11 protein-coding genes are annotated in these 12,872 nt (G+C 57.0%); 9 read left to right on the top strand and 2 right to left on the bottom strand.

Annotated elements, in window-relative coordinates:
- Nucleotides 1-164: 164 nt before the first annotated feature.
- The 9 genes from N0M98_RS00490 to N0M98_RS00450 all read left to right on the top strand — a co-directional run bounded on the left by N0M98_RS00490 (nt 165) and on the right by N0M98_RS00450 (nt 9,922).
- Nucleotides 165-1,046 carry a carbohydrate ABC transporter permease gene (locus N0M98_RS00490; RefSeq protein WP_259616627.1) on the top strand — a complete coding sequence of 294 codons (882 nt, stop codon included), beginning with the start codon at nt 165-167 and terminating at the stop codon, nt 1,044-1,046.
- Nucleotides 1,043-1,858, top strand: a complete 816-nt coding sequence (locus tag N0M98_RS00485) for a carbohydrate ABC transporter permease (protein WP_259616626.1) — start codon at nt 1,043-1,045, stop codon at nt 1,856-1,858. Before N0M98_RS00490 ends, N0M98_RS00485 begins: the two co-directional genes overlap by 4 nt.
- A gap of 94 nt (nt 1,859-1,952) precedes the next feature.
- Nucleotides 1,953-3,659: a sensor histidine kinase gene (locus N0M98_RS00480; RefSeq protein WP_259616625.1), complete on the top strand. Its 1,707-nt coding sequence runs from the start codon at nt 1,953-1,955 to the stop codon at nt 3,657-3,659.
- A 59-nt stretch (nt 3,660-3,718) separates the two neighbouring features.
- Nucleotides 3,719-5,356 carry a response regulator gene (locus N0M98_RS00475; RefSeq protein WP_259616624.1) on the top strand — a complete coding sequence of 546 codons (1,638 nt, stop codon included), beginning with the start codon at nt 3,719-3,721 and terminating at the stop codon, nt 5,354-5,356.
- Nucleotides 5,357-5,409: 53 nt separating this feature from the next.
- Nucleotides 5,410-6,561 (top strand): ABC transporter substrate-binding protein, encoded by a 1,152-nt coding sequence (locus N0M98_RS00470; protein WP_259616623.1) that lies wholly within the window; start codon nt 5,410-5,412, stop codon nt 6,559-6,561.
- Nucleotides 6,558-7,709, top strand: a complete 1,152-nt coding sequence (locus tag N0M98_RS00465) for a CaiB/BaiF CoA transferase family protein (RefSeq protein WP_259616622.1) — start codon at nt 6,558-6,560, stop codon at nt 7,707-7,709. Before N0M98_RS00470 ends, N0M98_RS00465 begins: the two co-directional genes overlap by 4 nt.
- 21 nt (nt 7,710-7,730) lie before the next feature.
- Nucleotides 7,731-8,906, top strand: coding sequence for a CaiB/BaiF CoA transferase family protein (locus tag N0M98_RS00460; protein WP_259616621.1), 1,176 nt, complete (start codon nt 7,731-7,733; stop codon nt 8,904-8,906).
- The gene (locus tag N0M98_RS00455; protein ID WP_249862385.1) at nt 8,899-9,426 is read left to right on the top strand and encodes a MaoC family dehydratase; all 528 of its coding nucleotides are present in this window, start codon (nt 8,899-8,901) and stop codon (nt 9,424-9,426) included. Before N0M98_RS00460 ends, N0M98_RS00455 begins: the two co-directional genes overlap by 8 nt.
- Before the next feature lie 4 nt (nt 9,427-9,430).
- On the top strand, nt 9,431-9,922 hold the full coding sequence (locus N0M98_RS00450; RefSeq protein WP_249862386.1) for a MaoC/PaaZ C-terminal domain-containing protein: 492 nt from the start codon (nt 9,431-9,433) through the stop codon (nt 9,920-9,922).
- A gap of 137 nt (nt 9,923-10,059) precedes the next feature.
- Here the strand turns inward: N0M98_RS00450 and N0M98_RS00445 are convergent, their stop codons facing one another.
- Both N0M98_RS00445 and N0M98_RS00440 read right to left on the bottom strand, forming a co-directional pair.
- Nucleotides 10,060-11,331 carry a hypothetical protein gene (locus N0M98_RS00445; protein WP_259616620.1) on the bottom strand — a complete coding sequence of 424 codons (1,272 nt, stop codon included), beginning with the start codon at nt 11,329-11,331 and terminating at the stop codon, nt 10,060-10,062.
- Nucleotides 11,332-11,603: 272 nt separating this feature from the next.
- Complete coding sequence (locus tag N0M98_RS00440) at nt 11,604-12,524, bottom strand: AraC family transcriptional regulator (protein WP_249862388.1); 921 nt, start codon at nt 12,522-12,524, stop codon at nt 11,604-11,606.
- Nucleotides 12,525-12,872 lie beyond the last annotated feature (348 nt).

Genomic DNA, 12,872 nt, shown 5'->3' with positions numbered 1-12,872 from the left:
CCGCGGAGCCTTGCTCCGAAGTTCATTCAAAGATTTTGTTGGGCCCCGGAAATGTATGCCTTCTATACTGTTAAAGAAACCGCGCGCTGCGGTTAACCTCAGGAGGCGGCCTCTTGCCGCCTTCGCCGGTTAGCCGGATCGGCCGGAGAAAGGAGCGGTTGCTTATGGGATACGGCTGGTTAGACCGTAACATGAAATGGATATTCATAATGCCGGCCGCACTGTTCATCGTGCTCATCATTGCTTTTCCGCTCGCCTATACGGTACATATCAGCTTCTATGAATGGAGCATGTCGGCGATTACGCCGCCCCGATGGGTAGGGCTGGACAATTATGCCGCCCTGCTGGCCGACGAGCGGTTCTGGGGCTCCGTATGGCGCACCTTTTATTTCACGGTTCCGGCGATTGTGCTGGAGACGGTGCTGGGCGTACTGATCGCCGTGTTATTTTCCCGCGATTTTATCGGGGCCAAATGGGTCAAGACGTTTCTGATGCTGCCGATGGTGGCCACTCCCGTTGCAATCGGCCTGATTTGGCTGCTTATTTACGAGCCCTCCATCGGGCTGGCCAATCAGCTGCTTAGGACGCTCGGCATGAAGCCGCTCGCTTGGCTGGGGGCGGTAGATCAGGTGATCCCTTCGCTCATTGTTATCGATGTATGGGAGTGGACGCCGATGATCGCCCTCATCGTCATCGCCGGCTTGACGACGCTTCCGTCCGAGCCGTACGAATCAGCGGATGTGGACGGAGCGACGTCCTTCCAGAAATTCATCCATATTACGCTGCCGATGCTGCGCCCGACGATTATGGTAGCGGTCGTGCTGCGCATGATCGACTTGCTCAAAACGTTCGATACGATTTATTCGACGACCCAGGGCGGCCCGAATTTCGCTTCGGAAACGCTGAATGTCATGGTCTACACCCAGGCGTTTCAATATTTCAAGCTCGGCGCCGCCTCGTCGCTGCTCATCCTGTTCTTCGCCATCATTATGTTCATCGTGCTGCTTCTGATCTCGATCCGCAAGAGAGTAGGTGAAGCGGGATGAAAACCAGGCTTTGGCCGGCCATTTACCAGCTCGTCTTAACGCTGGCGGTATTTCTCGTGTTTACGTTTCCGTTTATTTGGATGCTCATGGCTTCGTTCAAAACGCAGGTTCAGGTGCTGTCTACCGATCACATTTTTCTCTTCAAGCCGACGTTCAAAAACTATATCGAGGTGTTTCGGGACAACGACTACCTCCGCTATTTGCTGAACAGCTTTCTGGTGGCGCTGGGCTCCACGGCGTTCGCTCTTATCCTCGGCTTGCCTGCGGCTTATTCGATAGCCAAATTTCGGATGCATACGCTCGGCACCGTCATTCTGGTCGCCAAGATGATTCCGGGCATCACGTTTCTTGTCCCTTGGTACATTTTGTTTACGAAGCTGCATATGGTCGATACGTTCACTGTCTTGATTGTAAGCCATATGGTGATCGGACTGCCGTTCATCATGTGGGTGATGATTCCGTTCTTCGAAGCGTTTCCGGTGGAAGTCGAGGAGTCGTCGTGGATAGACGGAAGCTCCAAATTCAGAGCGTTTATGTCGATCGTCCTGCCCGTTTCCGTTCCGGGCATCGTTACGGCGGCGCTCCTGTCGTTCATTTTCTCCTGGAACAACTTTATGTTCTCGCTGATTCTTGCCGGCGAACGAACCAAGACGCTGCCGATCGCCGTCTTTAACTTCATATCCGCCTCCAATATTAACTGGGGCGCGCTGATGGCCGCAGCCTGCGTCATTACTTTGCCGGTGATGATTATGGCCCTGTTCTCGCAAAAATATATCGTCAGCGGATTGTCGGCGGGCGCGGTAAAAGGGTAAGCGGCAGACCGAGCAAATCGTTATACCCGCAGCCGTTGTTTTCGGTTACACTCTCAGTATACAGATCATGGGGGGGAACGGGATGCGATTGAAAATGAACATTTTCAGAAAAATGGTATTGTTCATTGTACTGCTGCTTATACCGATCGTGCTGCTCTACGGCTTCTCGAATCGGGTATCGATAGAAGTCGTGGAGGAAGAAATCCAGAATTCCAATTTAAACCGCATATCGTTTTTTACGTCCCAAATGGACAGCGTGATCGATCAACTGTCGATCATTCCTATCATTGTCAGCAAAGACCGCAGCATACAGGAGCTGCTCAAGACGACGAAAGAATACGAGCAGCTGCAGCTTCAGGAAGCGATTGTCGGCAAGTTGATTTTGCTCAGCGCGACAAGCAGCTGGTCCAATCGGCTGACGATTTATTTGCCCGGTTTAAAGCAAGCCATATCCAGCGATTATAACGGCGTGTACGATCCGGATTTTTTCCGCAGCAGCATCAAGCCCGATTGGGAATACCATGCGCTGCCCGCCGGCGATTCGTATTTCGCCAAGTTCATTCTTAGTCCGCTCATTTCTTATAAAAATCCGGAGGATGCCGAGGCCGTGACCGAGGTGCGATTTTCCCGGCGAAATGTCATGAATATGTTGGCTGACTATAAGCAGGACGGCAAGGGGGACCCTTTTTTATATTCTCCGGGCACCGGACCGATCGTCAGCAGCGCAGCGAATGAGGCGTTGATCGGCGAATTGACGTCTTACTTGAACGGACAGCAGTTAAGTCCCATGGGGCACCGGATCGTTGAGCTGAGGCACGAGAAGTATTTGGTCGGCTACGTCCAATCGAAGAGCCTGGGCTGGTATGTCGTCGATTACTTGCCTCTGCAGCAAATTTTATCGCCTATCGTCAAAAGCCGGAATTTGTTCTACGGCTCGATCGCGCTGCTGCTGGCGATGAGCGTCGTCGTGGCGCTGATGCTGTACAAACAGGTACAAATTCCGATCCAATTGCTGCTGCGCGGAGTTCAAGGGATTCAGGCCGGCAAGTACGCCCTCCGTCTGAATCATCGCCCGAATAACGAATTTGAGTATGTATTCGCCCGGTTTAACGAGATGGCGGCCCAAATTCAAGAGCTTCTTGAAAAGGTTTACATGGAGCATATCCGGTTTCGGGAGGCGAAGCTGAAGCAGCTGCAGTCGCAAATCAACCCGCATTTTTTGTACAACTGCCTGTTTTTTATTAAAAATACGATTGCGGTCGGAGACAAGCATGCGGCCACGGAAATGGTTGTCAATCTGGGCGATTATTTCCGCCATATCACGAAGCTGGAGAATACGATGACGACGCTGCACGAAGAGATGAAGCTGGTTCAGAACTATTTGAACATTCAGAATCTGCGCATGGACAGGTTTCATTATGAAATCGACATACCCGACTCGATGGCTCAGCTCGAAATACCGAGGCTGCTGATCCAGCCTATCGTGGAAAATGCGATCATTCACGGAATCGGCAAAAGCGAGCGGTACGGCATTGTGACGATTACCGGTCAACGGCAGTGGGGAGAAAACAAAATCGTGATCGACGACAACGGGATCGGCATGTCCCCCGAGAAGCTGGCGGAGCTGCAGCATAAAATATCGCTTCCGATGGATAAAGAGATGAGCTGCGGCTTATGGAACGTGCATCAGAGGCTGCTGTATCAGTTCAAGGAAAGCTCCGGGCTGCTGCTGTCCGCGTCTCCTTCGGGAGGGCTCAGAATCGTGCTGAAATGGGCTGAGCGGGAGGCGGAGAGCGCTTGACCGCCGCGGTCCTGAAAGCGATGTGTTCCTAACGATAACGCGGATTCAGGAGGAGAACGATGCTCAAATTGCTGCTTGTGGACGATGAGATGAATGTGGTGGAAACTTTGGCCGTGACGATTCCGTGGCAGGAGATCGGGATCGGAGAAGTGTACAAGGCGTTCTCCGCTGCGGAGGCGCTCGATATTCTCAAGACGAATGCGATCGATTTGGTCATAACCGATATATGTATGCCGGGGGTAGACGGACTGGAGCTGATCCGGAAAATTACATGGAATTGGAAAAATACGAAGTGCATCCTGCTGACGGGCTATGCCGAATTCGAGTATGCGCAGAAGGCGATCCAAAACCAGATTTGCGACTATTTGCTCAAGCCGATTCGGGACGAGGAGCTGATCGAAAGAGTCGCCAAGGTTGTCCGGCTGATTCATGACGAGAGGGAAGCGAACGAGACGTATCAGCGGGCGATGAAGGCCTTGCACGATCATTTGCCGAAGCTGAAGAGCGAGCTGCTGAACGATATGCTGCAGGGTAAACGGACGACCCGAGGACAGTCGGCCGAAAAGCTCACGCAGCTGGGGATTCCGGTACGGCCGCAGGACGATTTTTGCCTGCTGCTCATCCGGTATAAAGAGCAATTCGCCGACTACGATCCGTTCGAGATGTCTTTGATGAAGTTTGCTATCGGCAATCTGGCCGAGGAGACGTTCGAGGAATATTTTCACGTATGGATCAGCCAGGACGTTCACGAATATTTGGTCGTGCTGGCTGCGCCGAAGGAAGGGCTATGCGCTGATGAGGATACGGAGGGCGGCGGGGAGCGTAAATACCATATGGAGCGTCTCGCCAACCAGCTGCAGCTGAACATCGAGCTTTATTTAAAACGGAGCGTTTCCGTGCTTGTCAGCGCCTGGGGCCGGTTTCCCGAGGAGCTCGCGAAAGTATACCATAACTCGCTGGCGATTTTCCGCAAACGGTTCGGCAGCGAGAAGGACCTTCCGGTATATACGATCGGGGAGACGGAAACCGCGGAGATGCACAGCTTATACCGGCTCTACGAACCGCCGATGCTGGTGCATTTAATGGAGGCGGGAAACTGGAATGCGGTGGAGCGGAAGCTGGAGTCCATTCTGGAGGAGCTGGAGCAGTCTTGGTCGGAATCGGCGGAGCATATCACCGAAGTGTTCTTCTCGGTGTTCGCGGCGTTCTCCTTCATTGCCCACAAGAGCGGCAAACGTCTCGCCGAGCTGATCGGCAGCGAGTATGCAAGGGGCAGGGAGCTGGCTCCGTGCAGGACGGTCCAATCGCTGCGCGCCTGGATTCAGGCCGTGCTAAAGCACATCGAGCGGTATACGAGCAGCGAAACGAAAAACGCCCGCGAATCGGCCGTCCGCCAGACGCAAAAGTTCGTTCAGGCCCAGCTGGCCGATAACGTATCGCTGCAGTCGATATCCGATTATTTGCAGATGCATCCGGCCTATTTGTCCCGCATCTATAAGCTGGAAACGGGGGAAAACTTGAGCGACTACATCTATCGCCTGAAGATGGAGCGGGCCGCTCATTTGCTCAAAGCTACGACGAGTAAAATTTATGAAATCGCCGTTGAGGTCGGCTATCAGAATCCGAATTATTTTATCAAAATATTCAAAAAGCATTTCGGCAGCACGCCGCAGGATTACCGGATGAACAGCAAGTGAGCGCAAACCATATTATCCGATCGGATTTAATTACGGTTAGGAGGGACGGCAGGATGAGCATTGTGTTAAAGGGCATTACTTGGCATCACAGCCGCGGCTTCGTTCCGCTGGCGGCTACCGCGCAGCGGTTCGCCGAGCGGAATCCGGGGGTGGAGATCGTATGGGAGAAGCGTTCCCTGCAGCAGTTCGCGGATGCGCCCATTGAGCAATTGGCGGAACGGTACGACCTGCTGGTGATCGACCATCCGTGGGCCGGCTTCGCTGCCGATCGGCGTATTCTGGTGCCGCTGGAGCGGCATTTGCCTGCCTCGTTTCTCGAAGATCAGGGCCGCCATTCGGTCGGCAGGTCCCATGAGAGCTATAACTTCGGCGGTTATCAAAGCGCTCTGGCGATAGATGCGGCGACCCCGGTGGCATCGTATCGCGAGGATATTATGGCTAGAGAAGCAGCCGAGCCGCCGACGACATGGGAGGAGCTGCTCGCTCTGGCCGAGCGCGGGCTTGTAGCATTTCCAGGTATTCCTATCGATACATTGATGAATTTCTATATGCTGTGCTCCAGTCTCGGAGAAGACCCGTTCCTGCGGGACGATGAAGTCGTGTCATGCGAGATCGGGATACAGGCGCTCGAACGGCTGAAGGAGCTGGCCGGATATTGTCCGCAGGAGATGTTCGGGTGGAATCCGATCCAGCTGTATGAAGCGATGGCCGTTCGCGGCGACATTGCCTATTGTCCGTTTGCCTACGGATATTCGAACTACTCGCGTCCCGGCTATGCCGCTAACGTCATCACGTTCGCCGATACGGTGCGGCTCGGCGAACGCAAGCTGCGCACGACGCTGGGAGGCACCGGGCTTGCCGTATCCGTCCGCTGCCGGCATCTGGATGAGGCGCTTCAGTATGCGATGTATACGGCTGATCCGGCGACCCAGCGGACGCTTTATGCCCAAAGCGGCGGTCAGCCTGGACATCGCGCGGCCTGGACCGACGCAGCGGTCAACCGAAGCTGCGGCGGATATTTCGAGCGGACGCTGACTGCTTTGGACCGCTCCTTTCTCCGTCCCCGTTACAGCGGGTATCTGCATTTCCAGGACCGCGCGGGAGATTTCGTCCGCCGCTATGCGATGCAGGGCGGGGATGCCGGGGGCGTGCTGGAGAAGCTGAACGACCTATACCGCGATTCGCGGAGGGAGGGAGCGCTATGAGACCGCTGGAAGGAACGGTCGTGCTGGAGTTTTGCCAATTTTTATCCGGTCCGTCTGCGGGCTTGCGGCTGGCGGATCTCGGAGCAAGGGTCATCAAGATCGAAAGGCCGGACACCGGCGATTTATGCCGTCAGCTGTATATCGGCAACCTGGATTATAACGGGGAGAGCGCGCTGTTCCAAACGATCAACCGGAATAAGGAAAGCTATTCGGCCGATCTGAAGCATCCCGGACAGCTGCAAGGCATCAAGCGGCTTATCGGGCAAGCCGACGTCCTGATCGAAAATTTCCGGCCGGGCACGATGGAGAAGCTGGGGCTTGACTATGAGAGCGTCAAGTCGATCAACCCGCGCATCGTCTATGCCAGCGTCACGGGATACGGCAAGGAGGGGCCGTGGCGGGATAAGCCGGGTCAGGACTTGCTCGTGCAGTCGCTGTCGGGCCTCGTGTGGCTGAACGGAGACAGCGATCAGCCTCCGCTGCCGTTCGGTTTGGCGGTAGCCGATATGCTGGCCGGAGCGCATCTGGTGCAGGGGATTCTCGCCTGCCTGGTGCGGCGGGGCCGCAGCGGGGAAGGCGGCCTGGTCGAGGTAAGCCTGCTGGAATCGCTGCTCGATTTCCAATTCGAGGTGTTCACGACGTATCTTAACGACGGAGGCCGGCCGCCGCAGCGCAGCTCGATTAACGGCGCACACGCGTACTTGGGGGCGCCTTACGGTATTTATGAGACGCAGGACGGCTATATCGCGCTTGCGATGGGGTCCGTGTTGAAGCTGGGGGAGCTGCTCGGCTGCCGGGAGCTGTCGGCGTTCGCCGACCCCAAGGAATGGTTCGCGCGCCGGGACGAGATCAAGACGATATTGGCGGCTCATCTGCGCAGCCGGCCGACGCGGGAATGGCTGGCGCTGCTCGAGTCTGCGGATTATTGGTGCTCGGATGTGCTGACATGGGAGCAGCTAACGGAGCATGAAGCCTTCAAGGCGCTGGATATGCTTCAGGTAACGCGGGCTTCCGGCGGGACGGCGTTCAAGACGACCTGCTGCCCGATCCGGATGAACGGCATAAGGCTGAAGTCGCCCAAGGGGGCGCCGCGCGTCGGAGAGGACAGCCGTAAGATTGCCGCAGAATTCGGATTCACGCCGTCTTAATGGGGAAGGAGCGGCCGTCAGATGAACAGAGGCGCTAACGCCAAGCCGCTGGAAGGGATACTCGTTCTCGATTTCAGCCAGTTTTTGTCGGGACCGTCGGCCGCGCTGCGGCTCGCCGATCTCGGGGCGCGGGTGATCAAGATCGAGAAGCCCGGCACGGGAGACATATGCAGGACATTATATATTTCCGATCTGGAGCTGGACGGCGACAGCACGCTGTTCCATTCCATCAACCGCAATAAGGAAGGCTACGCCGCCGATCTTAAGCGGGAGGAGGACCGGGATCGAGTGCGGCGGCTGATCGAGCGCTCGGACGTGCTGATCCAGAATTTCCGGCCCGGCGTCATGGAACGGCTGGGGTTGCATTACGATGCGGTCCGCGAGCGGAATCCGGCGCTGATCTATGCGGAGATCACGGGGTACGGCGCAGAGGGGCCGTGGAAGGATAAGCCCGGACAGGATCTGCTTGTCCAGTCGCTCTCCGGTTTGGCGTGGCTGAACGGAGAGGCCGACCGGCCGCCGCAGCCGCTGGGGCTCGCCGCCGTCGACATGGCTGCGGGGACTTATCTGGTGCAGGGAGTGCTCGCCGGATTGTTCCGGCGGAGCATGACGGGAGCAGGCTGCCGCGTGGAAGTGAGCCTGCTGGAGTCGATCCTCGATCTGCAGGCGGCAGAGCTTGTCGTCTATTGGAACGGCGGAGAGCGGCTGCCGCAGCGTCCGCAGACGGGCGGCGCCCATGCCTGGATGCCCGCACCGTACGGGATGTATCCGACCGCTGACGGATACATAGCGTTAGGCGCAGGCTCTGTGGAGGCATTGGGCAAGGCGCTTGATTGCTGCGAGAGCCTCGCCGGCTGCGCCGACGAAGCCTCCCGGTACGAGCGCCGGGAGGAGATAAACCGGCTGATCGCCGGCAGGCTGGCGGCGGGTACGACCTCGATGTGGCTTGAACGGCTGGAAGCCGCAGGGTATCCCTGCTCAAGCGTGTTGACCTGGGAGCAGCTGCGCCGGGAAGAGGCGTTTCTGCGTCTGGGTATGACGCAGACGGTATACAGGGGCAGCGGCGCCGCTATGCGCACGACACGCTGCCCGATTCGGATCGACGGGGCGGTATATACCTCGTCGCAAGGCTCACCGCGCATCGGAGAGCATAATGAATCGATCAACGAATGGCTGGAGGCGACCGAGCATGAATGAAAACGAACGAAGCGTCAGACCGCATCAGGAACTGCCCGTGTTTCATACGGAATCGTGGATGTACGAGGAATTTGAGGTAGGGCAGAAGATCCGTTCGATCCGGCGCACCATATCCGAGGGCGAAAGCATGCAGTTTAACGCGCTTGTGATGGATTTGCATCCTTATGTTGCCGACGACATGTTCGCACGGGAGGAAGGCGCGTTCGGGAGACGGCTCGTGGCCGGAGCTCTTGTATTCAGCATGGGACTCGGGTTGATGGCCCATAACAATATTCACACGTTCAGCTACGGATACGATAAGCTGCGGTTTATTAAGCCGGTATTTATCGGCGACACGATCTACACGGTCAGAACGCATATGGAGAAGCGTCCCAAGTACAAGGAGATGGGGCTCGTGAAAGTCAGCTACGAGGTGTATAAGAACGAGGGCGAGCTCGTATTGTACTGCGAGCATCTGCAGACGGTGCGCTACCGCAGCCCCGATGCGTGGCAGCATTTGATCGAGAAGAAGGAGGCGTAGCGCGATGGGCAGCCGATCGATGTTTTTCGAAGATTACGAGACCGGAGCCGTCCGGCAGACGACCGGCCGCACGGTAACGGAGGCCGACATTGTGCTGCATGCCGGGCAGACGGGAGATTTTTATCCCCATCATATGGATGCGCAGTGGTGCCTGACCCAGGAGTTCCGGCAGCGGATCGCCCACGGCACGCTTATCTTCAGCATGGGCGTCGGCATGACGGCCGGGGAGATCAATCCCGAGGCGTTCTCCTACGGCTATGACCGGCTGCGTTTTGTCAAACCGGTATTTATCGGCGATACGATATACGCCAAAGCCTCGATCAAGGAAAAAAGAGACTACCCCAAGCGTCCCGATTACGGGATCGTATGCGAGCTGGTGGAGGTGTTCAACCAGCGCGGCGAGCTGGCGCTTGTCTGCGAGCATCTGCTGCTCGTCAAGAGAAAGCTTGCCGGGGATGCAGCGAGCGGCAGGACGAACGGCGGCACGTCCATTTAACCGGGATCGTCCGTAAAAGCGAGAGCGCAGCCCACGATGCCGACCGGTCGCGGGGGCGGCTCCCCAAAAACGTAAGGACCCCGACTCCGCCGGCACGCTGCCAAACGGGGTTGAGGTCCTTGCTTGCTTCAGTACATTTACGAAATCGACTCCTCCCGCTCCTTCCACTGCCGCTCCGCCTCGCGCACTTCCTTCCAGAAATGGTCCAGCTCCTGCTTCGCTATTTCACGGACGAAGCCGATGTCCTCGCCGATCAAATCGGTCGTCCATTTCCGCCCCAGATTGGCGTGCACAACCTCGTCGGCCCAGTCGTAATCCTGGAATTGCGCCATCAGCGGATGCTTCGCCTCGTCGCGGCAAAATTCGTATTCGCCCGCTTTGCCCGGGCGCTTCATGGCGCCTTCTTCGATGCCGATGGACAGCCAGGCGTATTGAGCGCCGGGAATTTTCGGGGCATTGACGTCGTAATCGGACGTGTACTGCGGCCGGCTCATCCAGTCCACGCCTTCGCTCTCGAGCGCGGCCTGGCCGAACAGCGCATGACGCACTTCGTCCCATAAATGGCGCGCCAGGTCGCGATAAAACTCCCAGGGCATATTTTTCTGCGAAAACAGCACGGCGGCGATCAGCTCGGCGGCCGTCATCTCTTCCTGCCTTACGCGCATTTTGTCGAACAGCTTCTGACGGACGGGATCGTCCGGGGCGACGGCGACGCTCGTCCGCGCCCAAGTCGCGGGGCCCATATTCCTCGGGTCGCGGACGGACCGCAGCGGCAGCGTGTACGGCTGCTGCGAACGCCAGCGGTGCGGCAGCGCCGCCGTCTTGGGCTGGGAGCCGTCAATGCCGCCGGCGGCTTGCAGGAATCCGGTCAGCCGGGCTTTGAATTCGCCGCCTTGATCGTCGTAGATTCCCGACGATTGGAGGTGGCCGATCATCTCTTGGCCCCAAGCCAATTGCTCCTCCAAATCGAGAACGACCGTGCGGAGGAGACGGATCGTCGGCTGGTCGACGATTTGCTGCGTCGTGGCGAGATGATTGCGGTATACCTGCAGCAGCGCCGGTTTGACGACTTCATAGATGCCAATGGCGAGCTCCAGATCATTGCGCGCTTGAATGAGCTCTTCCATTAGCAGCGACAATGCGGCGTCGGGCTCGTGATTCAGCACCGCAGACGACGTTCTCAGCTCCGTAATCCGCACGCGCAGCCGGTCGGCGGCCTCCGCGTCCTCATACAGATGCTTCCCGAGCGCGACCTTCAAATCCCAGTTCTCGCGGGCCGGCAGATGGCCGGCGGCGATGCGCAGCAGCGACTCATGGATGAAGCGGTACCGCTGAAGCGCCTTGGCGTTTTTTTCCACCCCGTATTGGCCGATGGCGTAAGGGTTTTTAATTCCGGCATAGCTTAACATATTGGATTCCCTCCCTGATCTAAAAGGGTGGTGAAAAACAAGCGGCCTGCGGTCGATAGAAGTTTCCACTCGCTCTTGTAGCCGGATTTTTTTCATTTTGAATCGCTAAAGCGGGGAAAATTCGTCTACAAAGGCGACCGCTTATGCTGTTCCAACTCTCTATCGACTCTCGGGCCACTTCTTCACCACACGTCTAATTGATGAAGCGCTTGCTTTCATTATGGCAATCGCGGGAAGAAGCTTCCATTCAGACAAACCGGATTAAGGTGGATTTATTTGATCTGTGCGCTATGAAGCAGTTTATTCGCCGGATAAGGCGTGCGGTACGCTTCCGCAGGGGCAAGATGCTGTGCGCGCGGATCGGAGAATCGCTCCCGGTATTCGGATGCGGTCATGCCCTTGCTCCGGGTAAAGCAGCGGGAAAAATAATGCTCGTCCGTAAAACCGACCGTAAAAGCGATTTGCTTCACGGTATCGTGGCTTTGAACCAGCAGCTGGCAGGCTCTGTCGATGCGGCGCTCGGAGATCGCCTTCTGCGGCGTCATGCCGGTATGCCTGACGAAAATGCGGGTGAAATGCTCATGCGTCCATCCTACGCTGTCGGCTATGGCGGCGACGGATAGGGGGAGATGAAGATGCTGATCGATCGTTTGCAGCGCTTTGACGATTTGCGGGGGAAGCGGATTCGCTTCCTCCGCTTCGGCGGCTGCCGATCCCGCAAGCTCCTCCAGCTCCGCGAGCAGGGAGTACAGCAGCAGATTGCATCGGCTCTCCCAGCTTGGCGGTCTGGCTGCGGCCAGATGTAAAATATGGGTCAGCAGGGAGGGCAGCAGACTGGCTTTGCCGGCCGGCAAATATGAAGGGCCGTCCGGCGAAACGAGCGGAGACAGGTCGTGAGAACCGGTCAGCGTATCCATCATGAAATGGACGAACAGATGCCGGGTCGGCTGGACCGGGTCGAATCTGTAAGTATGCGTCTGGGCGGGACGGGTCAAGATGAAGCAGGGCTCCTCCAACCGAAACGTCCGGTCGTCCAGCCGGTATTCCGCAGCCGAGCCTACGGGAAAATAGACGAGCTCGTAATCGGTCAGCGCCCTCGGCCCGAGCGTCCAGCCCGCCTTCACGGTGAAATCGCCGGCAATTACGATATGCGGGGCGCTGCAGCCTGGCGCGGGCTTGCTTGGCATATTCATCGGGTCGCTCTCCTTCCGAATTCTTAGAGGCGTGGTGAAAAAAGAGCGGAGGGGCCATTTGAATCTGGAAAAACAATCTAAATAATCCGGATTTCAACAGCGATCGGAGGATCAAATGGACGCCGCAGCGGACTTTTTCACCACCCTTTTAAAAGCGTGGTTAAATTCAAGATAGCAGAAACCGCGTTCGGGTGGCAAGATGAAACCGTGCGTCCGGCGGCCGTGGTCAAAATGAGGCGAATGATGCGCAGGAGAGCAGGAATTCTTTTCCGCACTCACGAATAAGACTGTTTAGGCCGTTTAGTTCCGGTCCGGGCACGTCCTGCTTCTCTCGGAAGCGCCGCCAAG

Origin of the sequence: Paenibacillus doosanensis (genome assembly GCF_025060755.1) — a bacterium.
GTDB lineage: Bacteria > Bacillota > Bacilli > Paenibacillales > NBRC-103111 > Paenibacillus_S > Paenibacillus_S doosanensis.
This window is presented reverse-complemented; position numbering and strand designations above follow the sequence as displayed.